Below are 26,176 nucleotides of genomic sequence, written 5' to 3'. Positions count from 1 at the left end.
TATGGGAGATATTGAAGATGAAAAAAATATATCAAACATTCTGCAAATTTGAGCAGATATTTGCAATCGTCCTTCTTTTCGGCATCGCGGCATTGGTTTTCATATCTGCCATGTTTCGCGCATTTAAGCATCCGCTGAACTGGGCGCAGGACGCCGCTTTGGTGGCGTTTGCCTGGATGATTTTCCTGGGCAGTGATTTGGCAATTCGCAACACACGCCTGATTGGAATCGATGTTATCGTGAAGTATTTTCCCCAAACAATTCAAAAATGGCTAAGCATTCTGTTTCAAATCATCATCCTTGCGTTTTTATGTATACTGGTGCGATATGGTTACACAATGGTCATGACCGGCATTCAGCGCAGCATCTCCACACTGAGGATCAGCTATGCCTGGGTTACCGCGTCGGTTCCGGTCGGTGCGCTGCTGATGATTGTTTCGCAAGCGATCCGTATGGTACAGGCCATCAAAACACCTGTTAACGAATGGGGGGCAAACTAATGGGCATAGCGATTGCAGTCTTTTTAGTATTTTTGATTTTGGGCATGCCTGTGGCCTTTTCGATTGGCCTTTCAGGCTTCACATTTTTTGTTGTTCGCGACCTGCCAATGAGCGTTTTAGTACAGAAATCTATCTCCACAAGCCAAAGCTTCACGATGCTTGCAATTCCGCTGTTTATTTTGGCGGGTAACCTGATGAACAGCTGTGGCATCACAAAGCGGCTGATGAAGCTGGCAAACGTGTGCACCGGACATATGTACGGCAATCTGGGTCAGGTTTCCTGCGTCATGTCAACCCTGATGGGCGGCGTATCCGGTTCCGCTGTGGCCGATGCCGCAATGGAAACACGCATTTTGGGCCCCGAGATGAACCGCCTGGGTTATGCAAAAGGCTGGAGCGCAGCCATTAACGGTTTATCCGGTCTCATCGTTGCTACCATACCGCCCAGCATGGGGCTGATTATCTACGGTACTGTGGGTGAAGTATCCATTGGCCGTCTGTTTTTGGCAGGGTGGGTCCCCGGATTTCTGATGTGCGCCTTTTTGATGGTCGCATGCAGCCTTTCTGCCCGGCACTTCGGTTACAAGCCCGAACACGCAAAGCGTGCCAGCTTTAAAGAAATCGGGAAGGCGCTTATCGAGAGTATCTGGGCGCTGATCTTTCCCTTCATGCTCATCGCACTGATCCGGTTCGGCATTATGAGCCCTTCCGAATCCGGGGCGTTCGCTGTGGCGTACGCTTTGTTTGTGGGCGTGGTGGTCTATCGTGAGCTGAACTGGGAAACCTTTATGGTTACCATGAAGGATTCCGTGAAGGATGTTACCGTTATTACCATTATTTTGGCTTTTTCCGGTATTTTTGGCTACGGCGTAGTGTATGACGATTTGACCACCACAATTGCAGGCGGTCTGGTTGCCATCACCTCTAACCCCACCGCCCTGCTGGTGCTGGTCATCCTTTTCCTCCTGTTCTGCGGCATGTTCATGGAAACTACCGTAATCGCCCTGATCCTTACGCCGATCCTGCTTCCCGTTATGCAGAGCGTTGGCGTCGATCCGGTCGTCTTTGGAATGATCATGATGACCTGCGTTACTTTTGGCGTTATGACCCCGCCCGTGGGCACTGCCTTATACACCACCTCGGATATCATGGGTTGTCCGGTTGAGGAGACCGTAAAATACGGCTGGCCGTTCTATCTGGCAGTACTTCTGGTGGTCGTGTTTATGGTGCTGTTCCCGCAGGCTGTGCTTTGGCTGCCTAATCTGGTTTACGGCGCGTAAGCGCAACTTCGCGCTTGATAAGACTTCGTCGCTTTTTAAGGCGCAGAATCCGGTCCCGGTTTCTGTGCCTTATTAAAAAAATACTGGAAGGGAGAATCCCACTATGAAAATGACATTCCGCTGGTATGGATCTGGCAGCGATTCAATTACCCTGAAACAAATTAAACAGATTCCCGGCATGAGCGGCATTATGGGTCTGCTGGACTATAAAGCTGCCGGCGAGGTATGGGAAGAAAATGAGATCAAGTCCTACGTTGATGAGGTACATGCGGCCGGTTTAGAATGTGAAGTAATTGAAAGCGTGAATGTTCACGAGGATATCAAACTGGGGCTGCCCACACGCGACCAATACATTGAAAATTACAAAATCACAATCCGCAACCTGGCAAAATACGGTATTAAGGTAATCATTTATAACTTTATGCCGGTGCTGGACTGGCTGCGCACCGATCTGGCCCGGGAAATCCCCGAAGATGGCAGCAATAGTCTGTATTTTGACGAAAAGGAACTTGGCGATCTCACCCCGATCGAGATCGTGAAACGCACCGCATCCCAGAGCAACGGGTTCACTCTGCCGGGCTGGGAACCGGATCGTCTTTCCGAACTGGAAAAAACCCTGGAACTGTACAAAGGTGTGGACCAGGCAAAGCTGCTGGAAAACTTCAAATATTTTCTGGACGGCATCATTCCCGTATGCGAAGAAGTGGGCGTAAAAATGGCCTGCCATCCGGACGATCCGGGCTGGCCGATTTTCGGGCTGCCCCGTCTGGCACACGATCAGGCCGGCTATGATAAAATCGTTGCTCTTCACGACAGCCCCTGCAATACGGTTTGCCTCTGCACCGGCTCTTTAGGCAGCAATGTAAACAATGACATCCCGGCGCTCATCCGTCATTTCGGCGAAATGGACCGCATCGGCGCGATGCATGTGCGCAACATCAAACACCTGGGAAGCGACCGCTGCTTCAGGGAAAGTGCGCATCTCTCCAGTACCGGCGATTTGGATATGTACGAGATCATGAAAGCCATCTACGAAACCTGCCCCGATACCTATGTGCGTCCCGACCACGGGCGTATGATCTGGGACGAGGTTGGCCGTCCCGGCTATGGCCTGTACGACCGCGCGTTGGGTGCCACCTACCTGAACGGCTTATGGGAAGCCATCGTGAAAAACTGCAAAGCGTGATTTCTTTTCTAAATTTATAAAAGCAAGAAAGTGAGTGGATTGTATGCTGGAACTGAACGCGCTGTCCGTTAAAAACAATGCTCAAGCCTGGGCAGATGCCGGCGTGACTTTGCCAAAGTTTGACTGGGACAAGATGAAGTCCGCCACGAAAGAGCATCCTGTGTGGGTTCATTTCGGCGCCGGAAATATCTTCCGGGGCTTTATTGCCCGTCTTCAGCAGGAGCTTTTGAACAATGGCATTGCCGCCAGCGGTATCATTGCCGCCGAAACATTTGATTACGACATCATTGATCGAATTTACCTCCCTTACGATAACATGACGCTGAACGTCACCCTGAACCCGGACGGCACCACCAGCCGGGAGATCGTGGCAAGCATCGCCGAGGGTCTGCGGGCCGATAGCTCCGACGCGGGTCAAATGGCCCGCCTGAAGGAGATTTTTACGAACCCAAAGCTGCAGATGGTCAGCTTTACGATCACCGAAAAAGGGTATGCTCTGGCCAATATGGCCGGCGAGCTGATGCCGGTAGTTGCTGCCGACATGCAGGAAGGCCCCGATAAAGCGCGGCATGCCATGAGCATGATTACCGCGCTGGTATACGATCGTTATAAAGCCAATAAGGCGCCGCTTGCACTGGTCAGCATGGACAACTGCAGCCATAACGGTGAAAAACTGCGCAACAGCGTGCTGACCGTCGCAAAAGCATGGGAAAGGAACGGCTTTGTGGAAGCCGGTTTTGTAGCCTATCTGGAGGACGAAAAACAGGTTTCTTTCCCGTGGAGCATGATCGACAAGATCACCCCCCGCCCCCATAAGATGGTGGAAGAAAGTCTGGCGGCGGCCGGCATATCCGGCATGACTCCCATTGTTACCAGCAAGAATACCTTTATTGCGCCCTTTGTCAACGCGGAGCGGCCGCAGTACCTCGTGGTAGAGGATCAGTTCCCCAACGGCCGGCCGGCCCTGGAAAAAGCAGGCGTCTTCATGACCGATCGCGACACCGTAAATAATACGGAAAAGATGAAGGTCACGACCTGCCTGAATCCGCTGCATACCGCCATGAGCGTATACGGCTGCATGCTTGGCTATACGCTGATCTGCGACGAAATGAAAGACAGGGATATCGTTGCCCTCATCAAACGTTTGGGCTATGTGGAAGGGCTGCCCGTGGTGGTAGATCCCAAGATTCTCCAACCAAAGGCCTTCATTGATGAAGTTGTGGAACAGCGTCTGCCCAATCCCTTTATGCCGGATGCGCCCCAGCGCATCGCTACCGATACCAGCCAGAAGGTTGGCATCCGCTTCGGCGAGACCATTAAGAGTTATATTGCCGCCGGCAAGGACCTGAACCAATTGGTCAGCGTACCGCTGGCACTGGCAGGCTGGCTGCGCTATCTGCTGGCAGTAGATGACAGAGGCGAGCCCATGGAAGTGAGCAGCGATCCCATGAAGGATGAATTGCAGGCGAAGCTGAAAGACATCGTCGTCGGTAAACCGGAAACTTATCACGGCCAGCTGAAAGAGATTCTGCGCAACGACGTCATTTTCGGCACGGATCTGGTAAAAGCCGGATTGAGTGATAAAATTGAAGCAATGTTTGTGGAAGAATTAAAAGGTCCGGGCGCGGTGCGTGCAACTCTGCAAAAATATTTGGCCTGATTTTTGTTTTTTCTTAGCTGATCCTGATGAAAAACAGCTGAATTTCTGCTATACTAAGGAAAAATAATGGAATTATTTAAGATCACCTGAAAAAGAAAGCGAGTATTTCTGCATGATAGTTACCGAGAGAGAACCTCGTGAAAACGGACGGGATTATGCGCTGCGCATCATAAAACAGAATATCATCTGGCTGGAACTTGCACCCGGCAGCATGGTAAGCGAGAGCGAGTTGGCAGCTCAGTTGGGCCTGTCCCGTACCCCCGTGCGGGAAGCACTGTTTGAGCTTTCTAAAAGCAGGATTGTAGAGATTTACCCTCAAAAGGGCAGCCGGATCGCTTTGGTAGACTACAGCATGGTCGAAGAAGCCAGCTTCACCCGTCTTGTGCTGGAAAAAGCAATCGTACAGCTTGCATGTTCCATGGCAAAGCCGAAAGAGATCAACGCGCTTGAGCGGTGTGTGAAGCTGCAGGAGTTTTATCTGGAAAATCCGGATGAATCCATGATGATGAAGCTGGATGATGAATTCCACCGGTCGCTGTTTACCATCTGCGAAAAGCAGCAGACCTATGCCATGATGAATTCCTTCACCATCCATTTTGACCGGGTGCGCCGCATGAGCCTTGCCAGCCTGAGGGACAATAAGACGGTCGCCGATCATCGGGCCGTGCTGGAAGCAATTGCCGCAGGGAACGAACAGGCGGCCATGGCGAACATGGAACTGCATCTTTCCCGCTACAAAGTGGATAAACAGGCCATCCTGCGGGACCATCCTGAATACTTTAAAGAGATGATCTAAATAGTTTAAGCCCGCCCGGGTCGGCCGTACATTGGCTGACCCGGGCGGGCTTTCAGGATGATTTTTGCGTTGGCCGCATATTGGGCGCGCCGCCAAACCGGTGGCTATGCGCTGTCCGGACAAGCTCTTTGAGATTGGCAGTCGGAACACTGGTGGGAATAGCGCATTCAGGGGCAATCAGCGATATACCGCAGGCCATATTATACTCAACCTCACGCTGAACACCTCCGGGCGTCCCCTGCGACAATGTGAACGGATTGTTGATGCAGCCTGCCAAACGAATCCGCCTGCCGGCCGCCTGTACAATGGCGGGAATATTGTTGCGCGAATCCATATGAAAGCAGGTAAATCCCGCCTGGGCGAATAAATCAAACCGGTCCTCCACATTTCCGCATACATGCAGGATCAGAGGCCCCAACGGAGCCAGCTTGCGGGTTGCCATACAATGGACCGGGAAGACAATCTCCCGATAAATCTGAGCGCTTACGAGGTCGGAAGTGACATGGTCCGCCCATACGACAATATCCGCCCCCGCTTCAAATTGTGCCTGTGCAAATTGAACGGATATTTCGGCCAGCGCGGCAATGGCGCTGCTTGTTTTCTGAGGCTCCAGAATGGTGTCCAGCAGCAGGTTTTCCACACCGCGCAGATGGTATGCCAATGTCCATGGCCCGACCACTTTTCCAATGACAGGGACTTCGCCTTTGTACCGTTTATGCAGAATGCGTAAGGCACGCAGCAGCTGCATTGGCAGGGGGCGGGACAGAAAGTCCTGAGGAATGTCGAGCTGGTCCAGATTGCTCAGCAGGATTCCCCTTACGCTCGGTGTGCCGAAACGATCGCTCCAATCCACATCCGCGCCCAGCGCCGCCGCCTCCAGGTGGATTGAAAAATAGGGCGCTGCGGAATCAAAGCCGTATTCATCGTGACCGACAGCTGCCAGGTCCGCCATTTCGGCGCCGTTTGTATGAGCAGAAGGGAAATAGGCCCCGCTTTGGTTCATTCCATCAATTGTGGCGACAGACGTGACGCTGATCGCCGGATAAACGTCAAAAGGAGTCCCATTGATCGCTGCCATCACACGCTCGGTGCTGGTCATTTCCGGTATCCGCACAAAATCCCCCATTTCCACTTGTATTTCTGCAGCAGTTTTATGATTGTTATTATACCATATCCACGCTGTAGATATGGTATAATTGGCCATTGGGGCGGGAGCGAGCTTTGCGAACGCATCGCCCTGGCCATAATCCGGTATAATAGCCGCTTTGCGGTTATTATACCATAAATGCAAAAAAGAGGCGCAATCCTGCGCATCTTTTTTGCATGTAATTATGATTTAATGACCCGGTTAAAAATATCCCCGCCGAGATAAACGCCCTCGTCACCCAGCAGTTCCTCCATACGGATGGCCTCGTTCCACTTCACAGTGCGTTCGCTGCGTGCTACTGAGCCGACTTTCAGCTGGCCCGCATTGGTGGCGATTGCAAGATGTACGATCGTGGAATCTTCGGTCTCCCCGCTGCGGGCACTGATGACAGGCAGGTATCCGCTGTTTTTGGTGTACTCAATCGCGTCCAGCGTCTCTGTGATGGTCCCGATTTGGTTCATTTTAATCAGGACGGAATTGCACGCGCCGCGCTCCACGCCGGTGCGGATACGCTGAATATTGGTGGTAAACAGGTCATCCCCGATCAGCTGGATTTTCCTGCCTAATTTCTGGGTAAGAAGCACGGAGCCTTCCCAATCCAGCTCACTGCAGCCGTCTTCAATGGAGATAATCGGATATTTTTCCACCCAGCCGCACAGCAGGTCCACGAATTCGGCGCTGGTCAGCTCCAGATTTTCCAGACTGAGCTTGTAGGTTCCTTTGTCTTTATCATAAAACTCACTCGATGCAATATCGAGCGCGATGCCTATATCGACACCCGGTTCATAACCTGCAAGACGAATACTTTCTGTCAGCAGGGCAAGACCTTCTTCGTTTGAAGTGAAATTTGTAGGCCAGAAGCCGCCTTCATCCGCGATTGCCAGCGGCCGGCCTGTCTTTGTGAAGACTTTTTTTGCAGCGTTGTAAACATTGACTACGGCTGCAAAGCCCTCTTCAAAACTTTTGAACCGAAGCGGGATAACCAGAAAATCCTGAATATCAATGGAACCGACCGCATGGGCGCCGCCTCCGATGATTTGAATCATCGGGACAGGGATTGTTTTTGCATTTGCCCCGCCCAGATAGCGGAACAGCGGCTCTTCTTTCGCGTTGGCAGCCGCATGGGCCACGGCCATGGAGCATCCCAGTATTGCGTTTGCGCCAAGGCGGCTTTTATTGGGCGTTCCGTCCAAGGCAATCATCATCTGATCAAGTTCCGCCTGGTGCAGCGCGTTGCGGTTCAGCAGGGCGGGAGCCAGCTCGGTTTCAATATTTTTGATGGCCTTGCGTACGCTTTTGCCTCCCAGCTCCTTTCCCCCGTCACGCAGTTCCAATGCCTCATAAATGCCGGTAGAAGCACCGCTCGGCACAGTGCCCCGTCCTACGGCGCCACAGGCAAGTGTGACATCCACTTCGACGGTCGGGTTGGCCCGGCTGTCAAAAACCTGCCGCGCCTGTACTTTGACAATCTCATAATCGTTCATTGTTTGAAAACCTCCCTATGCTTTTAAATCAATAACAAATCTTGCAGCAGGAAAACATTACGCCCGCCGATGGGATGCAATGATGGGAATCGCCTTTGAAAAAGAATCCGCCTTCTGATCCAGCAGGTCAAACGCGATATCACGTACCATCTGCTGCTTTTCCGGATCTCCCACCAGATATTCCACGGGCGACTTTCCATCCACGCGGGCAATCATAAGCAGTGCCAGTGTTCGGATTGTGCAGTCCTCAAATTTCTTTTTATCCATAAAGTCCATATGGTCCAGATAAAAATCTGTCATATAGCGCAGCATATTTAAGAAAGCGCCGGCAAGTTCAGGAAATTTGATGGACTTCAAAATGAAATGATTGGAGAAAAAGGCAAGGTCAAAAGCAGGATGGCCGTAATGAGCCACTTCATAATCCAGCACGCTGATGCCGCGCCCCACAACCATAATATTTTTCGGGCTGTAATCGCCATGAACCAGGGTAATGCTGCTTTCCATCAGCTCATGGATCACCTGATCGGCGGCACTTTTCAGCTGTGGGTGTTTGTGCATAATGAACTCGATGTATGGGCTGATGCGCAGGCCGTAGAAGATGGATTTGTCCGCAAAGCGTTCCGCCACTTGCGTATTCCGCGCACATTTGTTATGCACGACAACCAGTGTCTCGATGGATTTGCGCGCCACTTCGAAATCAAGAAGGCCGCTCATCAAGTCCGCTTTCCACATTTCACAGTTGTCTGGTACGGCCTCACGTCCGTAGATGTAGTTTTCCTGATCATAGAAATATACTTCCGGGGCATTTTCCGGCATGAGCTCATGATAAATCTTGTTACTGTCATATTCGATCCCCATGCGGTTGGGATCACACGTCCAAGTCTCAGCAACTTTCAATTGCGCCAGAGCTTGTTTAATAATGAGCGGGGTCTTTCCCGGGCGTTCAATGAATACAACTGTTCCGGAAACACCCCCTTTACAGTAATGGATCGAATGTCCGTCGCCGGGGCCGGTCAGTTCGCGGTCCAGCATGTAATTTTCCAGTACCTCTTGGTTTGCAATATCAATCATAAACAGGCTCCTTTTGGTTTGAATGGCTATGTGCATGGTCGAACCATCGGCGGGATGCCGTCCCGCCGATGCATGAAACCGTCTAATGTACAAATAGAGAAAGCAGCAGAATGGAAATCAAAGCTGCACCGCCCATAATAAAGGTGGTAGCGGTTACGGCCACATATCCTTTTTTAATGTCATACCCGGCCAGCTTTGTAACGCACCAGAAATAACTGCCCATTGGAAGCACTCCACAGAATGAGCCGCCCGCGATTGCGATAACGGCAAGCTCCGGCGAGATTCCCAGTGAAGGAAGCAGCGGCAGCACAATACCGGCGGTAGTCGTCAACGCGACGGTAGCGGAGCCCTGCGCAATCAGTACAATGGCGGAAATCATAAACGGAAGAAGAACGCTGGGCAGCCCTGTATTCGAGATAATTCCGGCTAAAACGTCGCCCACGCCCATATTCTGCAGAACTTTTCCATAACTGCCGGCGATGCCGGTGATCAGCAGGATTTCACAGCTGTTTTTCAGCGCGCGGGTGACCCATGTATCGGTCACCTCGGCAGTCAGCTTGCTTGGCAGCAGGAAGCTCAGCAGGGTACCAAGCAGCAGCGCGATATAAGGCGTCCCGATAAAGTTGACAAACTGGGCGACAGCCGTCTCCTGATTGGCGTACTGGCCTACAAATGAGCGCGTCACAATCAGGATAATGGGGACCACAATCGGCAGATAAGACATAAATGTGGATGGCGCGTGCGCAACAACCTCCTGGAATTTTTTATTCGCAAGAAGATCATCGTCGTCGTTAGGCGCTATTTCAGGATATTTGTTCTTGAGGTATTTGGAATTGCACCACAGAAGCGTAATCAGAATAACAGGGACTGAAACGATTAAGCCGTAAACCATCACCTTTCCGACGTCCGCGCCAAGAATTCCGGCGGCGGCGATGGGCCCCGGAGTAGGCGGAACCAGCGAGTGAGTGGTCAGCAAGCCACACATCAGCGCGGTTACGAGACACATGTAGGGAATTTTTCCGGTACGCGACAGTGCCTTGATTACAGGATTCAGAATAACAAATCCGGAATCGCAAAAAGTGGGGATCGAAACGACGCCGCCGGTCAGGGCGGTCGCAAGGGTGGCTCGTTTAATTCCCACCAGTTTTAAAATGGAATCTGCAATTTTCTGCGCTCCGCCAGTGGCTTCCAGAACTTCGCCCACTATGACGCCGCAAACAATCACGATGCCGATATTCTGCATCGTGCCGCCGAAGCCCGCGGCGACCAGATTAGCGACGTCCCCCAGCGGAAGGCCGCTGGCAACACCCAGCAGGAGGGAAACCAACAGCAGCGAGAGAAATGCATGCAGATGCATTTTAGAGATCAGCACCATCAGGATCACAACACTGAGTATCAACAGGAATACCGAATACATGAATAAGCCTCCTTTTCCATCACACGTAAATCACTTTCAATATGGCCACATTGTCGACATGTATAATATACACATAAAAAATTTAAAAATCAATTGAATTTATGTATAATATATGTTATTTATTTGATAAGAAGAAAATAAATCGGTGCGAAATGCACATAATTATTTCCCGATATGGGAAATTAAAAAAATAATTGTGCTTTTTGCCTGTATCATCTATAATTAAAGCAAAAATAAGTGCAAAATCTACATATTAAAAGTCGTGGAAAAGGATGGCGGAATAGGATGGATGTTCAATTTCTCAACCAGCTGCTGGAAAAATACCGTGCTGGTTCGGCACGCATTTACATTACCGATGCAAGCACCCGCATACTTGCCGCAACAGAGGAGGAACGTGTCGGGACAGTGGGGCGTACAGCGGAATATATCATCGGCATCCGCCGGCAGGCTACCATCGACAACGGGAGATTTACCGGCGTGGACGAGGCGGCAAACTTTGTTACCTTTGGCACACCTATCCTTGAAAACGGCCAGCTCTGGGGCGCCGTTATTGTGCATGCGCCTGTGCCCTTGGCCGCACAGTTGGGAAATACCCTGCAAACGGCATTGGAAACTGCGCTGGACTATCAGTCCTACACAAAAGAGCAGTCAGCCACTCCATTAGACACAATCGATCAAATTGCGGCACTTATGCTGGCACAGACGATTGATATGGATGTCCTGCTGCCACTGATGTATCGTCATGAATTGGAGCCCAGTCTGCTTCGCACCGTTATTTGTATCCGGCTGCACTACCACAAAACCAGTTATTTCAATATCAGCCTCAACCTGGGATACCAGTCGTCAATTGAACAGCTCCGGGAAGAAGTTGTGAACCGTATCCGCCACAACCGCTATCTTAGCACCCAAGACCTCGTTTATATGGCGGATCGGAACACGATTCTCATCATCAAGTCTTTTTTGCCCACAGAGGACCTTTCCCGCAGCTATCTCGCACTTGATGTGGTTTGCCGTGATTTTGCCGACACGCTGAACCACTTTTCAGCGTTTTCGTTTTCCATTGCCTACGGCAACCTCTACCCGGGGGTACGCTTAACTGCGAAAAGCTGGCATGAGGCGGAGGAGACGATCGAAGCAGGCCGGCAGGCAGGGAAGCCGTCCCCGTTTTACAGTCTGGATACGCTGCTGTTTGAAACCGTATGCCGCCACCTGCAATCACAAATCGTAAATAAGCTGTTGGAACCGGCGCTGCGGAAGCTGCTCCGTAAGGACGGCTCATTGCCCATGGAATTAATCAGCTGCTGTGAGGCGTTTGTCGACAGCTGCATGAATCTTTCAGCGGCCTCAGCCCGGACACAGCTGCACCGGAATACAATCAGCGCCAGACTGGCAAAATTAAAAAATCTGACCGGCCTTGATCCCACAGCCGACTTTAAAGATGCATTCCTTCTAAAGATGCTGGCCGTTTATGTAAAACAAAAGAACGAAAATAAGGAGTAGCCCCCCGGAAAGATGAAAACCCGTCAACTCCGGGTTCATTTCGGACTCCTAAAAGTAAGGTCTGGCTGAAAGTCAGACCCCTGGCAAGAAACGAGTGCTTCAGTTGTAAATAAAAACATTCTGCGGCATCCACATAAAAAATCGAATTGTGACAACGCCGATTATGGAAGAAATCGCAATCCACACGCCGGTGAATTCCGGATCGCTGCGATAGCTATGTGTTATGATGCCGAGCTGCGTCATTGCAGACACCCCCTGATGTAGAAAAACAACTACATCAGGGGGTGTCTGTCACTATCGGTTTTTATTGGACCTGTTCAGTTTTGTGCGAGACCTTTTATAACAGCTTGTCCCATCAATCGATAAGATTTTTGTAAGAGATAGTTTCGGCTTTATGGTGTTCTGATACAGCTATGACCTCATTTTCGCAGATTGTTATATTTTTGTCTATTTTGACCTATCGATTCAAAATTATAACCAATCGAAGGGGGTATATATTTGTGAAAATTAAATGAACTATATAGAAAAACAGAGGAAATTAGAAAGAAACTATTGCAATATTTCAAATCGCCTTTATAATCAAGTCATAAGTTTTGATTTTCAATTGAAAATTAAAGATTGAAAAACCAAAGAGCTTGAGGTTGAAAAGATGAAGGATGCATACAAAGTAGAAGGTATTGAAGAACTTATTGTGAATACTGGGCTTGTTGATGTTGTAACAAACAAAATCCGCGACAAAATTCATACCGGAGCCCTTGCCCCGGGCCAGAAGCTGATTGTCAGGGAAATCGCTGAAGAGCTGAAAATCAGCCAGACACCAATTAAAGAAGCTCTGAATCGTTTGATTGCCGAGGGCTATGTGGAAGCAATTCCCCGCAAAAGCATGATTGTAAAACGGATCAGCTATCATGAATACCAGGATAATATGGAAATCCGTATGATGTGTGAATTGTTTGCGATTCCGACTATTATCAGTTACAGTCAGCAGCATCCTGAATTAGTTACCATCATGGAAGAAAATATTAAACAGATGCGCGCAGTCCTGGATGCTCCGGAACTTGATTACGACAAATGGCTGAAACTGGACTTTTACTTCCATCGCCACTATATGGAAACGGTGGACAATCAGGCATTTATTTCGTTTTATACCAGTTTAAGAGCCAACCGATACAGTTACTTTGCATTTCTGGATGAAAATAAACACCCGCTTTCGCGTAAGCATCTGCAGCTCGATAATGACGAGCATCATCTTATTCTCGAGGCGGTGCGGGAACAGAATCTTTCAAAGCTTACCGCCGCGGTTCATGAACACATTATGCGTCCGCGAATGGATTTAGATGTCGGTGCTCAAGCGCGCCAACGTATTGAAAATGTGGTAAAGCTTTATCAGCAGGAATCAAACGGGATTTGAGAAAGCGAGGAAAAGCCTTATGAAACTGATTAAAACAATGAACGATTTTATTCTTGGAATCATGATGTTGGCGTTGAGTTTTTTCCTGCTGTTCAGTGACAAAATTGTTACCAATATGCCCGCCGTCACAATGGGAGGATATTTTGCACGTGCTGATGTGTATATCCATCTGCTGGCAATCATTCTAGGGATTGTATCTTTGGTATTAATCGGAAAATCGATCAATTTTAACAAAGATGCAGCAGTAACCGGTTTTTCTTTTCAGATGAACAGCACGATCCTTATTTCAGCCATCGTCTTAATTCTTTATACCTTGGTTTTGCCCATCATCGGATTTATTGTTTCCACCTTTTTGGCCATTTTCCTTCTTTGCACCCTGTATACAGTAAAAGAAGACAATAAATCCCTAAAAGAATATAAGGGGAAAGCGTTAGGGAAAATGCTTCTCCGTTCCGCAATTTATTCTGTTATTCTGGTGGTTGTACTGAAAATTATATTTACATATGGTTTAAGTGTGCAATTACCTTAAAAATTTTAAGATGTAAAATTGGGAGGAACTCAAAAATGAAAGCAAGAAGTTTGGTCTCTCTGGCATTGGGTTTGGCGCTGGCAGCCTCATCCATGACTGCTTGCAGCTCAGCGCCCGCATCCAGCAGCAAGGCTCAATCGGCTCCATCCAGTTCGGCCCCTGCATCATCTGTTGCTGAAACTCCGGCAACGACCGATTACCCCAAGAAACCGGTTCAGGTCATTATCCCTTATGCTCCGGGCGGCGGCTCGGATATTCTGACTCGCGCTATCATGAAATATATTAAACTTCCAAACGACCAGAATCTGGTCGCGATCAACGTAGAAGGTGCGGCAGGCTATATCGGATGCCAGCAGGCTGCTACCTCTTCGAATGACGGTTATACAATTCTGGCCCACAATCCGATGGATGTTGTTTCCTACACTTTAAACGGAACTGCGCCGGATGCATTGTGGAGTGAAATGGAAATGATCTGCGGCGTCGTGGATGATTTTAACGTGATTTCCACAAACAAACAAAGCGGATGGAAGACCATCGACGAAGCGGTTGCCTACATCAAGGCGCATCCGGGTGAAGTAAAGTGGGGCACTACCGGTGCGCAGAATGTTAACTATGGCGACACACTCCGTGTCCTGGAAGCACTGGGCATTAAGGACGACGTTACGCTTGTCCCCTATGACGGAGGATCCGCCTCCAAGACAGCCCTGATGGGGAATCATATCCAGATGGAAACAAATTCCAGTTCCGACATCCGTTCATCTGTTGCCTCCGGAGACACCATTCCGCTGATGGTAATCGGCGACCGCAGGGCAAAAGCATTGCCGGAAATTCAGTGCACCCAGGAATTGGGCTATGACATCACGACCACTAAACCGCGCGGCTACTATGCCCCGAAAGATACCGATCCTGCCGTCATCAACATATTGGCCGATGCTATCGAAGAGGTCACTAAGAACGAGGAATTTATAAAGTCGGTTGAGGACCTTGGCTTGGAAGTAAACTTTGTAAGAGGCGATGAAATGCAGCTCAAAGTTTCCAAGTGGGCTGATACGCTTTATCCTGTTTTTGAAGAAATGATGGGGACAGAAAGCTCATCCAAATAAAGTATTACTGAAACTCAAAAATTTTAAGCTGCAGAGTCTGGTTCTCTGCAGCTTAAAATGAAAGGAAATACGGAGGATATCAGGCATGAATGCTATTATAGCAGGCTTTACCGCCTTGTTTTCGGATCCGATATCGCTTGCCTTGCTGTTCTTTGGCATCTTTTTCGGAATCGTATTCGGATGTATTCCCGGGCTGACGGCAACTTTGGGCGTGGCGCTAATGATTCCCTTTACTTTTACTATGACACCGATCCAAGGCCTTACTTTGCTGGTTGCCATTTATGTAGGCGGAATCAGCGGAGGCCTGATTACAGCAACCCTGATTAATATTCCAGGTACTCCTTCATCCATTTTCACCTGTTACGACGGATATCCGATGGCGAAAAGCGGAAAGCCGGGCCAGGCTTTGGCAATAGGTGTTTTTGCCTCCCTCATCGGCGGAACATTCTCTGCGGTAGCCCTATTTGCGATTGCGCCGCAATTGGCCAAGGTATCTTTAATTTTTGGCAACTGGGAATACTTCGCGGTGGCTTTCCTTGGGTTGATGGTAGTCGTCACCATGTCGTCCAACGATTTTTTAAAGGGCCTGATTGGCGCCCTGATCGGCCTGATCGTCGGCTGTATCGGGTTGGACGCGGTTTCCGGCGTTTCCCGTCTGACCTTCGGCGCATGGCAGCTGCAAAGCGGCCTTCAGTCCACAGCGTTGATGATGGGACTGTTCGCGATCCGTGAGATTTTTAATCAATCCCGGGATCTTGGCAAGCCAAAAATGAAAATTCATTTGGGTAAGATTTCATTCTTACCGCCGTTAAGTGAAATGAAGGACTGCCTGAAACCACTCACACTTGGCTGTCTGATAGGTACCGGAATTGGAATTCTGCCGGGCATTGGACAAAACGCTTCCACTCTGATTTCTTACAATCAGGCAAAAGCAATGTCAAAGCACCCGGAAAAATTCGGGCACGGTTCCGCAGAAGGAATCTGCGCTTCGGAGGTTTCCAATAATGCGGTCAACGGCGGGGCATTGATTCCGCTGATTACCCTTGGCATTCCCGGCGATCTGACCACTGCCGCACTGATAGGCGGTTTAATGATTCAGGGGCTCCAGCCCGGCCCGCTCTTGTTCACACAGAATATTGATATTGTGGGCACCATTATGGTCTCCTATTTTCTTGCCAACATTGTCATGTATGTGATGGAACTTGGGCTGATGAACATTTTTGTCAAAGCGGTCAATGTAAAATTTTCCATCCTCTTCCCTGCAATTGTCATGTTTTGCGTGCTGGGAGTATTCGCACTGAACAACCGTACCTTTGATATTTGGATTCTGATCGTCACCGGTATCCTGGCCTATATTTTGGATCAACTCGGGGTCGATATGGCGCCTATTATTCTGGGCTTTATTCTTGGTCCGCTGATTGAGAAATATTACCGGATGGGCATGATTTCCGAAAACGGAAACTTTGCCATGATTTTGCAGCACCCCATCGCGGTTGTCTGCTTAATTATTTCTTTGCTGTTTGTATTTGTCCCTCTCTTCAGCAAGAAAATACGCCAAAAGAAAATCGGCTTAAATATTTAATTGTAGGAGAATCAACATGAGTATTACCTCTCAACGGAAAAACGAACTGGAGCAGGTATGCCTTCAGTTTCGTAAAGATGTAATTACCGCTCTGCATCGTATTCAGACCGGCCATCCGGGAGGTTCGCTTTCCGTTTGTGAAATTCTGACAGCTGTTTATTTTGAAAAGGCAAATATTTCCCCGAAAAACATGTCTGAACCAACCCGGGATAAGGTTGTATTATGCAAAGGCCACGCGGCACCGATGCTCTACCGTGTCCTTGCGGAAAAGGGATTCTTCCCTGTGGAAGAGATGAAAAACCTGCGGCAGATCAACAGCATGCTTCAGGGCCACCCCTGCTCTAAGGACACCCCCGGCGTAGAAGTTTCCACCGGGCCGCTCGGAGCCGGTTATCCGGTCGCTTTGGGAATGGCACTGTCCGACAGACTGAACAACATGGATGCCTATACCTACGCGATTCTGGGCGACGGCGAGATCAACGAGGGTGTTGTCTGGGAGACCTGTGAAAATGCCGCAAAGTATAAGGCGGACCATCTGATCTCCATCCTGGACTGGAATAAGGTTCAGCTGGACGGCACAACCGACGCGATTATGCCGATGGGCGATGTGGGGAGAAAATTTGAGGCGTTCGGCTATCATACGATTTCCTGTGACGGGCACGATGTATCCGCCCTCTGCGATGCGATTGATCAGGCAAAAAGCCATAAAGGCCAGCCTTCCATCATTTTGGCCAATACCATTAAAGGCAAGGGTGTTTCCTTTATGGAGGGTCAAAACGCCTGGCATGGCAAACCAATCGACGATGCCTCTTATGCTAAGGCAATGAAAGAACTGGGGGGTGAATCCTGATGTCCAAAGCAATTCGTGATGTCTATGGGGAGTGTCTCAAAAAGTACGGCGCGGAAAACTCGAATATTGTTGTTTTAGACGCGGATGTTTCCAGCTCTACGAAATCGTCTGTCTTCGGGCAGGCGTATCCCGAAAGATTCTTTAACTGCGGTATTGCGGAATACGCGATGGTTGGAATTGCGGCAGGAATGGCAAGAAACGGGAAAATACCGTTTGTGAACACCTTCGCGGTGTTTCTTACCACTCTTGGTTCTCTCGGCGCGCGGGCGTATATGTCCTATTCCGGCCTCAATATTAAAATGATGGGCGGTTACAGCGGGTTGTCCGACGCCTATGACGGCGCAACCCATCATTCACTGGAGGACATTGCGGTTATGCGTGCTCTGCCGAATATCACGGTGATGGTTGCTTCCGATGAGATCATCACCGAGTGGATGGTGAAAACGGCGGTTGAAGTCAATCAGCCAATGTATATCCGGCTTTCCAGAGACGCTGTACCTGTGTGCCATCCTGCAAATTACAACTTTGAAATCGGAAAAGGAGCAGAGGTACATGCAGGCACCGATGTGACTATTATTGCCTGCGGCCTGATGGTGAGTGAAGCTGTGGAAGCAGCCGCAATTCTTGCCGGTAAGGGAATTTCTGCCCGAATTGTGGATATGTTCTGCATTAAACCGATTGACCGCGGGATTGTCAGAAAAGCGGCGGAAGAAACCGGGGCGATCGTGACCGCTGAGGAACATAACATCATCGGCGGATTAGGCAGTGCGGTTTCCGAAGTCCTTGCGCAGGAAGGAATCGGCGTGCCGGTTGAAATGATCGGTATGAAAGACTGCCACGGCGAGTCCGGCGCCTACAGTGACCTGCTGAAAAAATACGGGCTGGATGTTGACGCCATTGCTTCGGCGGCGGAACGCGCCGTATCACGAAAATAAAGTATAACAGAAAGTTACAGGGGGTTTTGGTTATGAGAGATTCCATACACAAGTATTTCCAAATTGGTACCATCCAGTGGATGAGCCACCCGGCCTATCCATTACTGGAATCCATTAAGACGATTGCATGCGATGAATTTTTTGATGCCCTGGAAATCGGCAGAATCGCAGACGATTCACTGCGGGAGCAGGCAAAAAACCTGCTGGCGCAGTCGCATTTAAAGGTGTGCTACGGTGCACAGCCCAGGCTTCTCGGGCCAAAGCTGAATCCGAACGCGCTTGAAGAGGAAGAGCGGAAAAAAGCCGAGAACACACTGCTGGAAGCAGTGGATGAAGCGGAGTATCTTGGCGCAAAAGGGGTTGCTTTTCTGTCCGGGAAATGGGTCCCTGACCACAAAGACGAGCATTATGCACAGCTGCTGAAAACGACCCGCGCTGTCTGCGATTATGCCCTGACTAAGAATATGATGGTCGAACTTGAAGTTTTCGACTATGACATGGACAAGGCGGCTTTGATTGGCCCCGCACCGTACGCGGCTGAATTTGCAGCGGATATGCGGAAAACCCATCCGAATTTCGGGCTGTTGGTAGACCTTTCCCACTTCCCGACCACCTATGAAACCAGCCGGTTCGTCGTCCGCACACTTCGCCCTTACATTACACATTTACATATTGGAAATGCAGTCGTAAAAGATGGCTGCGAGGCATATGGGGACCAGCATCCGCGCTTTGGGTTCCCCAACAGCGCAAATGATACAGATGAACTGCTGGATTTCTTCAGGGTGTTAAAAGAAGAAGGATTTTTCAATGCCCAGAACCCGTATGTGCTCTCTCTCGAAGTAAAACCGTGGAAAGATGAAGACGCGGATATTATCCTCGCAAACACAAAACGCACCATTAACCGTGCATGGGCATTGTTGGACGACTGAACTTGCCTGATTGGAAAGGATTCTGGTTATGAAAATTGTAGTTTTAGACGGTTATACGGAAAACCCCGGCGACCTGAGCTGGAAGCCGATGGAGGCGCTCGGCGAGCTGACGGTATATGACAGGACGTCTCTGAAAGATACCGAAGAAGTAATCAAAAGAATCGGGGACGCGCAGGCGGTCATTACAAATAAGACACCCATCCCCAGGGAAGTATTTGATGCATGCTCTTCCATCCGGTATGTTGGCGTGCTTGCCACAGGCTATAACGTAGTGGATGTAGCCGCAGCAAAGGAAAAGGGAATTCCGGTATGCAATATCCCGACTTACGGGACCAGCGCCGTTGCACAGTTCGCGATCGCAATGCTGCTGGAAATCTGCCATCATGCTGCTCACCACAGCGACGCGGTGTATGCGGGGCGCTGGGAAAATAACGCGGACTGGTGCTTCTGGGATTATCCCCTGATTGAGTTGGCGAACAAAACGATGGGAATCATCGGGTTTGGCCGCATCGGTCAGGCAACCGGCAGGCTGGCTCAGGCTCTTGGCATGAATGTGCTTGCATACGACGCCTATAAAAACCCCGCGCTGGAAAGTGACACCTGCAAATACGCAGCGCTGGACGAACTGCTGCAAAAATCCGATGTGATCGCACTGCATTGCCCCCTATTTCCCGAAACACAGGGAGTTATTAATAAAGATACCATTGCGAAGATGAAAGACGGCGTTATTATTCTGAACAACTCCAGAGGCCCGCTCATTGTGGAGCAGGACCTTGCGGATGCACTCAACAGCGGGAAAGTTTACGCCGCGGGGCTGGATGTCGTGTCAACCGAACCGATTCAGGGCGACAATCCGCTTTTAAATGCGAAAAACTGCATCATCACGCCCCATATTTCCTGGGCGCCCAAAGAGAGCCGTCAGAGATTAATGGACATTGCGGTTGAGAATTTAAAAGCTTTTGTTTCCAAAGCGCCGACTAATGTTGTGAACAAATAATCTATACGGCATGGGTAAAGGAGTGTCATCATGAAATTAGCTAGAGTTGCGGAGCCTTTTCATCTCCAGTTCGAAGAGGCTTCTGTACCCGATCTGACAGAAGATCAGGTTTTATTGAAAATATTGTGCTTTGGCGTATGTGCCAGCGACATGCAAATTTATCATGGAAAACATAAATACTGTGCCATGCCGGTTGTGATGGGGCATGAGGTATGCGCCATTGTTGAAAAGACCGGGAAAAATGTGAAAGGGTTTCATGTTGGAGACAAGGTGACGATTGAACCGCAGGTAACGTGCGGGGAATGCTATCCATGCCGGCAAGGCCGGTTTAACGTCTGTGAACATTTAAAAGTGATCGGCGTACATATGGACGGCTGCAATTGCGAATATTTTGCAATCGATCCGCGCTATCTCCATCACGTGCCGCAAGACATGAAGGACGAAATGGTTGCGCTGGTTGAGCCGCTGGCAGTCGGTGTAGGCTCCATCAAACGCAGTCAAATGTTTAAGGATGGAAATGTGGTTGTAGTCGGTGCCGGTACGATCGGCAACTTTGTCGCCCAAGCCGCAAAAGGATTGGGCGCGGGTAAGGTAATGGTAACCGATATCAATCAGAAAAAGCTGGACTATGCCAAAGAATGCGGAATCGATTATGCGGTTAATACCTCCGCCTGCTCCCTGAAAGACGCGATCGAAGATGCGTTCGGCGATCGAAAAGCAGATGTTATCGTCGACTGCGTAGCAATTCCTTCAGTATTTGCCGATATCATTGCGGCAGCACGCCCAAATTCCGAAATCATCTTGACCGGTAACTACAAAGCGCCTGTGAATTTTGAGATTCCGATGGTTCAGCGACGGGAAATCAGCCTGATCGGCCATATGATGTATGTATGGGAAGATTTCGAAGATGCTATCCGGTTAATGAATGAAGGAAAGATTACAATTTCCAAAACCGTCAGCCAGGTTTTCCCGTTCAGCCAATATCAGGAAGCCTTAAATTTCGCCGACGAGCACCCCGACGATGTTATGAAAATGATCATTAAGATGTAAAAGCGGAACGTGTCAAATAAGTACATGCAATTCAACAGAATTCCCCGCATAAACAGTGTGTTTATGCGGGGAATTTGACATATGGGTGTTTTACTCTCCTGCAAAGGACGGCTGAGCCACACCTTGACATGACTATAGGTTTTCTTATTCAGCTCACTGATCTTTAGAACAATACATTAGGGATCTACATCCTATCAGATGAAGCAATCGGGTAAAATCATGATCAGAATTTCACATGTATAACCTGATTTGATTGCTGCATTAAGTCTGTGCTTCGATCTGAAAGGAAAAGGCGTTTCAGGTATTCGCGGTGCACAGTGTAAAATCAATATTGTCCGAATAAATTTCTTCTATATTTTTTTAGCATTTATAATTTCTCTTTTTTACTCATATGCTTTTGACGTAAGGAAAAGATAAGATGCGTTATATGGAGGAATTATGAAAACTGCAGCCCAAGCAGCAGCCCGCCTGTTTATTTTAATATTGTCGGTCCTTTTCGTTTATTACGGCAATCTTTATGTGTCTGGCCAACAGCATTCCGGTATTGTTTTTGACAAAGAGACCGAATTGGATACAATGGTATACGCAAAGGTTCTATCAATTGATCATATCGTTCAGGACGTGCTTCAGCCGAACGTGCAGGAAATCACCTTTACGGCCAGGCCGTTTTGGGGTGGCGGGGACAATCAGGCATCCATGACGGCGGTGCAGAAAATAACCGATCCCGACTCCAATGTCGTTCCTATTTCTGTTGGCGATAAAGTGTCTCTGCTCGCTTACGGTGACCAGTACCTGTTCCAGTACTATTTCCGGATCGATAAAATAGCAATCCTCGGCGCGGTATTCATCCTGTTTATTCTGTTGTTGGGCGGCCTGAAGGGAATCAGTACGCTTCTTTCTTTGGGGCTTACCTGTCTGTCCGTTTTCTATGTATTTATTCCAGCTATCAAGGCTGGCTGCAATATTTACCTGTCTTGCACGGTAATCTGCGCCTTTATCGTTGTTGTTACGGATTCGATTGTATTCGGGATCAATGGGAAGAGCCTTGCGGCAGCTTTAAGCTGTATCACTGGCGTCCTCTTTTCCGGCCTTGTTACAGTTGTTATGGACAAAAGTATGAAACTGACGGGATATTTAAACGAAGGTACCTATATGCTTAGCTCGCTTCTGGGAATAGAGAATTTAAATGTGAAAGCGATTCTTTTTTCCATGATTACCATCGGTGCCTTGGGGGCGATTATGGATATGTCCATGTCGGTTGTTTCACCACTCTGGGAGTTGAAAGAAAATAACAGAGCCATCTCCGCCGGCGCATTGGTACAGTCGGGGCTGCGAATTGGACGGGATGTAATGGGCACTATGACGAATACGCTGATTCTCGCCTATATAGGCAGTTCCCTCACCGTTGTGCTGATGTATGCTTCTTCAAACTATCCACTTATCAGCTTGCTGAACAAAGAAGAAATTATATTTGAGTTTTTGCAATCGCTTGTGGGAAGTCTGAGCATTTTACTCACGATACCATTTGCCACAATACTTTCCGCGGGAATGCTTTCCGGAAAGCACTCAAAGAATTATGCGCGTATGCCTAGTCAACATAGGAGGATGTAAGGTGTTTTTCTGATTGATCATCATACGCTTTGCTACCAGCTTGCGGGATCTTTGGTTCCTCCTTTTTTGATAAACACAAAATGATCGTGACTGGAAAGCTCTTCACGGTATGTATATCTCAGACGATCAAAGCCCTTGATATCGGCAGGGTTTGTTATCGAGTTTTCAGCAAGCCAGCGCACCATCTCGCCCCGCGCCATCTTGCACATGGTACCTTTTTCAATAACCTTTCTATTGAAATCATGTCTATAAATCATATACAATAGAATGATTAACACATGTTTGCGAACACTGTATCAGATAAAAAAGTACCAGTAGAGATTCTACCGATACTTATCATTCACTCATGGCCATTTAATCCGCTTGGTAACACGAACGCCGCTTATATGGAATATACCGAGATCCCGATAAATGGAAAACCCATGCGATTCTATGCAATATTGCAGATGCAGAAAAAGAGGTTATAAGCCAGATCGATAACCTCCAACTCGGGTTAGCATGCACAGTGATTTATAGCCGTTCCCTATGGTGTGCAGAAATTTAAATTACATAAATTGAATATCCAAAATTGAGAAGAAAATTCCTGGATACCAATGCTATAATGATCGTACTGGAGGTGATTCTTTGTATTTTGAATATGGCAGTGAAGAAATTGCCTTCTTAAAAAGCCGTGATAAGCTGCTCGGCACGGCGATTGACCAGATAGGGCATATATACCGAACGGTTGACGATAATCTTTTCTCCTCCGTAGTTCATCATATCATTGGGCAGCAGATCTCCACCCGTGCGCAAGCAACTATCTGGCAAAGACTTCGTGACAGGATTGGGGCTCTCAATGCTGATGCGATATATTCTATGGAACTGGATGAACTTCAAAAACTCGGCATAACGTTTAAAAAGGCCGCGTACATCAAAGACTTTGCGGAGAAGGTAAAAACCAAAGAATTTAATATAGAGGCACTCAACGCTCTGCCTGATACGCAGGTTATAAAAGAGCTTTCGGCCCTGAAAGGGGTCGGCGTGTGGACTGCTGAAATGATTATGATATTCTGCATGCAGCGTCCCGATGTTGTGAGCTTCGGGGACCTCGCTATCCACCGCGGAATGCGGATGCTGTATCATCATAGAAGCATCGACCGGCAAAAATTTTCCAAATACGCAAGGCGTTACTCTCCCTATGGCACGGTGGCAAGCCTGTATCTCTGGGCCATTGCCGGAGGTGCGATTCCGGAAATGAGGGACTACGCGTTAGCAAGGAAAAAGGCGGTGGCAAAGAAATGACGCAGGAAAAAATGTGGAAGGCGGTATCCGAAAATGATGCGTCTTATGATGGCATTTTTTTCTACGCGGTGAAGTCCACCGGAATTTATTGCCGCCCCTCCTGCAAATCCAAAATGCCCAAGCGGGAAAATGTTTGCTTTTTTGATACCGCACAGCAAGCGAGAGCTGCTGGATTCCGTCCCTGCAAGCGCTGTAGAAGCGACCTTTCAGACTATCAGCCAATCAAAGAAATTGCAGAAAAGGCGAAGCGGTTACTGGACGATTCATTTAGCAAACGATGTGAACTGAATCAGGAGCTACAGCATCTGGGAGTATCCCAGCGCCGCATGGTTGAAATCTTTAAAGAGGAATACGGTGTTACCCTGTCTGAATATGTGAGCAATTTGCGTTTAGCAGAAATAAAACGGCTGCTTTCAGACACCGATGACGAGATTATTAATATCGCATATTCCGTGGGATTTGGCGGATTATCATCCTTTTACCGTTTCTTCAAAAACGGGACAGGCTTATCCCCGGCCGCATACCGAAAGGAGCATCAAAAATGAGCAGATACGCCTTCTATAATTTTGAATTCGGAGTTCTGAAAATCGGATATACTGATTCGGCAGTTGTTCTTTTAAAGAAAGTGGATCAGATTGACGCCGACAGCGAGCGTTCGGCGGTTTCGGATCTGGCTTTTCACCAAATATGCGAGTATCTCAAAGGGAAGCGCCGGATCTTCGACTTCCCATGCGAGCTTAATGGCACGGCGTTTCAAAAGAACGTGTGGAATGCGCTTTGCCAGATTCCGTACGGAGAAACCCGTACCTACAAGCAGATAGCGGTGGCGATCGGCAATCCGAAAGCAAGCCGCGCAGTGGGGATGGCAAACAACAAAAACCCAATTACAATTGCCGTTCCGTGTCATCGAGTCATTGGAGCAGACGGCACACTCACCGGTTATGCAGGCGGCCTTTCTATGAAAAAGGCTCTGCTGGAGCTGGAGCAGGGCCGACCGGTACGCAAAGAGGAGCTGTAAATGGAATGTCTTGGTTATTTGAGCATATCTGCAGCGACTGTTCTTACAAGTAATCTGCCGGGAAATGCGGATGGGGTATAATCGTTCCCCTCGGAGTACCTGCAGTCCTTGTTTTCTTTATGAGGCATTTTCCTTTTTCCTCTTTCGGCAGCAAAAGCACGCCATGGACTTTACCGTTTCCAGGGTTACGCTTGTGTAAAGGCTTTCCAGCCTTTTATTCAGGCTCTCTGCCGTCTCAAAGGGTGGGGTGAAAAAGCCTTTCGGCTCGTAAAAATGACGGATAAACCAGTCGGTGCTCCGATTTTCGCCCCGGATATAAAAACACCCACAGAAGACACCGCCGGGTTTCAGTACCCGGAAGGTTTCCCGGTAAGCCGCTTCCTTGTCCGGGAAAGCGTGGAAGCCGTTCAGGGATAAAACAGTGTCAAAGCGTTCATCCTCAAAGGGGAGTGCACCAACGTCACCCCGCAGAAAGCGGACATGGGAAAGGCTTGACGCCGCCGCGCGCTTTTGCGCGGTAGCCATCATGTCCGCCGAGTAGTCTAAGCAGGTCACATCCGCATTTTCCAGCTTTCGGTACACCGGCATGGTGAGCACGCCCGTGCCCACGGGAACCTCCAGCAGTTTTCCGGCAAAGTCTTCCGGGATTCCGGAAAGCGCCAGTTGGAGATAGCGGTCATTATCCGCCTTGTTCATATCCCACACCAGTTTACAGATCATCCTGCCAAAGAACGTGGAGCAGGTAATCATACCGTCGTAGGCGGTTGCCTCCTGACCCAGCATCTGGTATGCCTGTCGGATTTCTTCATGTGCCATTTCCATCATCGCTCCTTTTGACT

The 26,176-nt window shown here is 48.9% G+C and carries 26 protein-coding genes; 19 read left to right on the top strand and 7 right to left on the bottom strand.

Features of this window, described 5'->3' with window-relative positions; all coding sequences use genetic code 11:
• Positions 1-17 precede the first annotated feature (17 nt).
• The 5 genes from C1A10_RS09975 to C1A10_RS09955 all read left to right on the top strand — a co-directional run bounded on the left by C1A10_RS09975 (position 18) and on the right by C1A10_RS09955 (position 5,422).
• The gene (locus C1A10_RS09975) at positions 18-500 is read left to right on the top strand and encodes a TRAP transporter small permease (RefSeq protein WP_101910122.1); all 483 of its coding nucleotides are present in this window, start codon (positions 18-20) and stop codon (positions 498-500) included.
• The gene (locus C1A10_RS09970; protein ID WP_101910121.1) at positions 500-1,780 is read left to right on the top strand and encodes a TRAP transporter large permease; all 1,281 of its coding nucleotides are present in this window, start codon (positions 500-502) and stop codon (positions 1,778-1,780) included. The genes C1A10_RS09975 and C1A10_RS09970 overlap by 1 nt, the downstream gene beginning before the upstream one ends.
• Before the next feature lie 103 nt (positions 1,781-1,883).
• Positions 1,884-2,966, top strand: coding sequence for a mannonate dehydratase (gene uxuA, locus C1A10_RS09965; protein ID WP_101910120.1), 1,083 nt, complete (start codon positions 1,884-1,886; stop codon positions 2,964-2,966).
• Between the two features lie 43 nt (positions 2,967-3,009).
• A complete protein-coding gene (locus C1A10_RS09960) occupies positions 3,010-4,626 on the top strand; it encodes a mannitol dehydrogenase family protein (protein WP_101910119.1) in 1,617 nt (538 codons plus the stop codon).
• Positions 4,627-4,738: 112 nt separating this feature from the next.
• Positions 4,739-5,422 (top strand): GntR family transcriptional regulator, encoded by a 684-nt coding sequence (locus tag C1A10_RS09955; RefSeq protein WP_101910118.1) that lies wholly within the window; start codon positions 4,739-4,741, stop codon positions 5,420-5,422.
• A gap of 52 nt (positions 5,423-5,474) precedes the next feature.
• On the opposite strand, the gene C1A10_RS09950 is transcribed toward C1A10_RS09955, so the two are convergent.
• The 4 genes from C1A10_RS09950 to C1A10_RS09935 all read right to left on the bottom strand — a co-directional run bounded on the left by C1A10_RS09950 (position 5,475) and on the right by C1A10_RS09935 (position 10,541).
• The gene (locus C1A10_RS09950; RefSeq protein WP_242968906.1) at positions 5,475-6,713 is read right to left on the bottom strand and encodes a uroporphyrinogen decarboxylase family protein; all 1,239 of its coding nucleotides are present in this window, start codon (positions 6,711-6,713) and stop codon (positions 5,475-5,477) included.
• A 38-nt stretch (positions 6,714-6,751) separates the two neighbouring features.
• The gene (gene eno, locus C1A10_RS09945) at positions 6,752-8,053 is read right to left on the bottom strand and encodes a phosphopyruvate hydratase (RefSeq protein WP_101910117.1); all 1,302 of its coding nucleotides are present in this window, start codon (positions 8,051-8,053) and stop codon (positions 6,752-6,754) included.
• Between the two features lie 57 nt (positions 8,054-8,110).
• Positions 8,111-9,124 carry a phosphotransferase gene (locus C1A10_RS09940; RefSeq protein ID WP_180951084.1) on the bottom strand — a complete coding sequence of 338 codons (1,014 nt, stop codon included), beginning with the start codon at positions 9,122-9,124 and terminating at the stop codon, positions 8,111-8,113.
• An 82-nt stretch (positions 9,125-9,206) separates the two neighbouring features.
• Positions 9,207-10,541, bottom strand: coding sequence for a GntP family permease (locus tag C1A10_RS09935; RefSeq protein WP_101910115.1), 1,335 nt, complete (start codon positions 10,539-10,541; stop codon positions 9,207-9,209).
• 285 nt (positions 10,542-10,826) lie between these two features.
• Between C1A10_RS09935 and C1A10_RS09930 the strand changes: the two genes are divergently transcribed.
• Positions 10,827-12,041 carry a PucR family transcriptional regulator gene (locus C1A10_RS09930; protein ID WP_101910114.1) on the top strand — a complete coding sequence of 405 codons (1,215 nt, stop codon included), beginning with the start codon at positions 10,827-10,829 and terminating at the stop codon, positions 12,039-12,041.
• A 99-nt stretch (positions 12,042-12,140) separates the two neighbouring features.
• On the opposite strand, the gene C1A10_RS18485 is transcribed toward C1A10_RS09930, so the two are convergent.
• Complete coding sequence (locus C1A10_RS18485) at positions 12,141-12,284, bottom strand: hypothetical protein (protein WP_180951083.1); 144 nt, start codon at positions 12,282-12,284, stop codon at positions 12,141-12,143.
• A gap of 406 nt (positions 12,285-12,690) precedes the next feature.
• Between C1A10_RS18485 and C1A10_RS09925 the strand changes: the two genes are divergently transcribed.
• From C1A10_RS09925 to C1A10_RS09880, 10 genes are all read left to right on the top strand, one after another.
• The gene (locus C1A10_RS09925; protein WP_101910113.1) at positions 12,691-13,452 is read left to right on the top strand and encodes a GntR family transcriptional regulator; all 762 of its coding nucleotides are present in this window, start codon (positions 12,691-12,693) and stop codon (positions 13,450-13,452) included.
• Between the two features lie 19 nt (positions 13,453-13,471).
• On the top strand, positions 13,472-13,981 hold the full coding sequence (locus tag C1A10_RS09920) for a tripartite tricarboxylate transporter TctB family protein (RefSeq protein ID WP_101910112.1): 510 nt from the start codon (positions 13,472-13,474) through the stop codon (positions 13,979-13,981).
• 35 nt (positions 13,982-14,016) lie between these two features.
• Entirely contained in the window at positions 14,017-15,084 is a 1,068-nt protein-coding gene (locus C1A10_RS09915; RefSeq protein ID WP_101910111.1) for a tripartite tricarboxylate transporter substrate binding protein, read from the top strand.
• An 85-nt stretch (positions 15,085-15,169) separates the two neighbouring features.
• Entirely contained in the window at positions 15,170-16,666 is a 1,497-nt protein-coding gene (locus tag C1A10_RS09910) for a tripartite tricarboxylate transporter permease (RefSeq protein WP_101910110.1), read from the top strand.
• A gap of 16 nt (positions 16,667-16,682) precedes the next feature.
• Positions 16,683-17,516 carry a transketolase gene (locus C1A10_RS09905; RefSeq protein WP_341456905.1) on the top strand — a complete coding sequence of 278 codons (834 nt, stop codon included), beginning with the start codon at positions 16,683-16,685 and terminating at the stop codon, positions 17,514-17,516.
• Entirely contained in the window at positions 17,516-18,451 is a 936-nt protein-coding gene (locus C1A10_RS09900; RefSeq protein ID WP_101910109.1) for a transketolase family protein, read from the top strand. Before C1A10_RS09905 ends, C1A10_RS09900 begins: the two co-directional genes overlap by 1 nt.
• Before the next feature lie 32 nt (positions 18,452-18,483).
• Positions 18,484-19,380 (top strand): sugar phosphate isomerase/epimerase family protein, encoded by an 897-nt coding sequence (locus tag C1A10_RS09895; protein ID WP_101910108.1) that lies wholly within the window; start codon positions 18,484-18,486, stop codon positions 19,378-19,380.
• Between the two features lie 28 nt (positions 19,381-19,408).
• Entirely contained in the window at positions 19,409-20,377 is a 969-nt protein-coding gene (locus tag C1A10_RS09890; protein WP_101910107.1) for a D-2-hydroxyacid dehydrogenase, read from the top strand.
• 30 nt (positions 20,378-20,407) lie between these two features.
• Positions 20,408-21,427 carry a zinc-dependent alcohol dehydrogenase gene (locus C1A10_RS09885; RefSeq protein ID WP_101910106.1) on the top strand — a complete coding sequence of 340 codons (1,020 nt, stop codon included), beginning with the start codon at positions 20,408-20,410 and terminating at the stop codon, positions 21,425-21,427.
• Between the two features lie 438 nt (positions 21,428-21,865).
• Positions 21,866-23,038 (top strand): YibE/F family protein, encoded by a 1,173-nt coding sequence (locus C1A10_RS09880; protein ID WP_101910105.1) that lies wholly within the window; start codon positions 21,866-21,868, stop codon positions 23,036-23,038.
• A 32-nt stretch (positions 23,039-23,070) separates the two neighbouring features.
• On the opposite strand, the gene yaaA is transcribed toward C1A10_RS09880, so the two are convergent.
• Positions 23,071-23,295 (bottom strand): peroxide stress protein YaaA, encoded by a 225-nt coding sequence (gene yaaA / locus C1A10_RS09875; protein WP_101911622.1) that lies wholly within the window; start codon positions 23,293-23,295, stop codon positions 23,071-23,073.
• A 367-nt stretch (positions 23,296-23,662) separates the two neighbouring features.
• Between yaaA and C1A10_RS09865 the strand changes: the two genes are divergently transcribed.
• The 3 genes from C1A10_RS09865 to C1A10_RS09855 are packed head-to-tail and all read left to right on the top strand — an operon-like array spanning position 23,663 to position 25,337.
• Entirely contained in the window at positions 23,663-24,319 is a 657-nt protein-coding gene (locus C1A10_RS09865) for a DNA-3-methyladenine glycosylase family protein (RefSeq protein ID WP_101910103.1), read from the top strand.
• A complete protein-coding gene (locus C1A10_RS09860) occupies positions 24,316-24,864 on the top strand; it encodes a bifunctional transcriptional activator/DNA repair enzyme AdaA (protein ID WP_101910102.1) in 549 nt (182 codons plus the stop codon). The genes C1A10_RS09865 and C1A10_RS09860 overlap by 4 nt, the downstream gene beginning before the upstream one ends.
• On the top strand, positions 24,861-25,337 hold the full coding sequence (locus tag C1A10_RS09855; protein ID WP_101910101.1) for a methylated-DNA--[protein]-cysteine S-methyltransferase: 477 nt from the start codon (positions 24,861-24,863) through the stop codon (positions 25,335-25,337). The genes C1A10_RS09860 and C1A10_RS09855 overlap by 4 nt, the downstream gene beginning before the upstream one ends.
• Before the next feature lie 117 nt (positions 25,338-25,454).
• Here C1A10_RS09855 and C1A10_RS09850 read toward each other — a convergent pair whose 3' ends face one another.
• Complete coding sequence (locus tag C1A10_RS09850) at positions 25,455-26,153, bottom strand: class I SAM-dependent methyltransferase (protein ID WP_207654724.1); 699 nt, start codon at positions 26,151-26,153, stop codon at positions 25,455-25,457.
• Positions 26,154-26,176: the final 23 nt, after the last annotated feature.

It is taken from the genome of Marasmitruncus massiliensis (assembly GCF_900186535.1).
Classification (GTDB): Bacteria; Bacillota; Clostridia; order Oscillospirales; family Ruminococcaceae; genus Anaerotruncus; species Anaerotruncus massiliensis_A.
The sequence above is the reverse complement of the archived record's forward strand: the minus strand, read 5'-3'. Positions and strand labels throughout refer to the sequence as shown.

Excerpts from the sequence above, each read along its gene's own strand:
- C1A10_RS09975 (WP_101910122.1), top strand. The coding sequence starts at position 18 with ATGAAAAAAATATATCAAACATTCTGCAAATTTGAGCAGATATTTGCA.
- C1A10_RS09970 (WP_101910121.1), top strand. The coding sequence starts at position 500 with ATGGGCATAGCGATTGCAGTCTTTTTAGTATTTTTGATTTTGGGCATG.
- uxuA (WP_101910120.1), top strand. The coding sequence starts at position 1,884 with ATGAAAATGACATTCCGCTGGTATGGATCTGGCAGCGATTCAATTACC.
- C1A10_RS09960 (WP_101910119.1), top strand. The coding sequence starts at position 3,010 with ATGCTGGAACTGAACGCGCTGTCCGTTAAAAACAATGCTCAAGCCTGG.
- C1A10_RS09955 (WP_101910118.1), top strand. The coding sequence starts at position 4,739 with ATGATAGTTACCGAGAGAGAACCTCGTGAAAACGGACGGGATTATGCG.
- eno (WP_101910117.1), bottom strand. The coding sequence starts at position 8,053 with ATGAACGATTATGAGATTGTCAAAGTACAGGCGCGGCAGGTTTTTGAC.
- C1A10_RS09940 (WP_180951084.1), bottom strand. The coding sequence starts at position 9,124 with ATGATTGATATTGCAAACCAAGAGGTACTGGAAAATTACATGCTGGAC.
- C1A10_RS09935 (WP_101910115.1), bottom strand. The coding sequence starts at position 10,541 with ATGTATTCGGTATTCCTGTTGATACTCAGTGTTGTGATCCTGATGGTG.
- C1A10_RS09930 (WP_101910114.1), top strand. The coding sequence starts at position 10,827 with ATGGATGTTCAATTTCTCAACCAGCTGCTGGAAAAATACCGTGCTGGT.
- C1A10_RS18485 (WP_180951083.1), bottom strand. The coding sequence starts at position 12,284 with ATGACGCAGCTCGGCATCATAACACATAGCTATCGCAGCGATCCGGAA.
- C1A10_RS09925 (WP_101910113.1), top strand. The coding sequence starts at position 12,691 with ATGAAGGATGCATACAAAGTAGAAGGTATTGAAGAACTTATTGTGAAT.
- C1A10_RS09920 (WP_101910112.1), top strand. The coding sequence starts at position 13,472 with ATGAAACTGATTAAAACAATGAACGATTTTATTCTTGGAATCATGATG.
- C1A10_RS09915 (WP_101910111.1), top strand. The coding sequence starts at position 14,017 with ATGAAAGCAAGAAGTTTGGTCTCTCTGGCATTGGGTTTGGCGCTGGCA.
- C1A10_RS09910 (WP_101910110.1), top strand. The coding sequence starts at position 15,170 with ATGAATGCTATTATAGCAGGCTTTACCGCCTTGTTTTCGGATCCGATA.
- C1A10_RS09905 (WP_341456905.1), top strand. The coding sequence starts at position 16,683 with ATGAGTATTACCTCTCAACGGAAAAACGAACTGGAGCAGGTATGCCTT.
- C1A10_RS09900 (WP_101910109.1), top strand. The coding sequence starts at position 17,516 with ATGTCCAAAGCAATTCGTGATGTCTATGGGGAGTGTCTCAAAAAGTAC.
- C1A10_RS09895 (WP_101910108.1), top strand. The coding sequence starts at position 18,484 with ATGAGAGATTCCATACACAAGTATTTCCAAATTGGTACCATCCAGTGG.
- C1A10_RS09890 (WP_101910107.1), top strand. The coding sequence starts at position 19,409 with ATGAAAATTGTAGTTTTAGACGGTTATACGGAAAACCCCGGCGACCTG.
- C1A10_RS09885 (WP_101910106.1), top strand. The coding sequence starts at position 20,408 with ATGAAATTAGCTAGAGTTGCGGAGCCTTTTCATCTCCAGTTCGAAGAG.
- C1A10_RS09880 (WP_101910105.1), top strand. The coding sequence starts at position 21,866 with ATGAAAACTGCAGCCCAAGCAGCAGCCCGCCTGTTTATTTTAATATTG.
- yaaA (WP_101911622.1), bottom strand. The coding sequence starts at position 23,295 with ATGATTTATAGACATGATTTCAATAGAAAGGTTATTGAAAAAGGTACC.
- C1A10_RS09860 (WP_101910102.1), top strand. The coding sequence starts at position 24,316 with ATGACGCAGGAAAAAATGTGGAAGGCGGTATCCGAAAATGATGCGTCT.
- C1A10_RS09855 (WP_101910101.1), top strand. The coding sequence starts at position 24,861 with ATGAGCAGATACGCCTTCTATAATTTTGAATTCGGAGTTCTGAAAATC.
- C1A10_RS09850 (WP_207654724.1), bottom strand. The coding sequence starts at position 26,153 with ATGGCACATGAAGAAATCCGACAGGCATACCAGATGCTGGGTCAGGAG.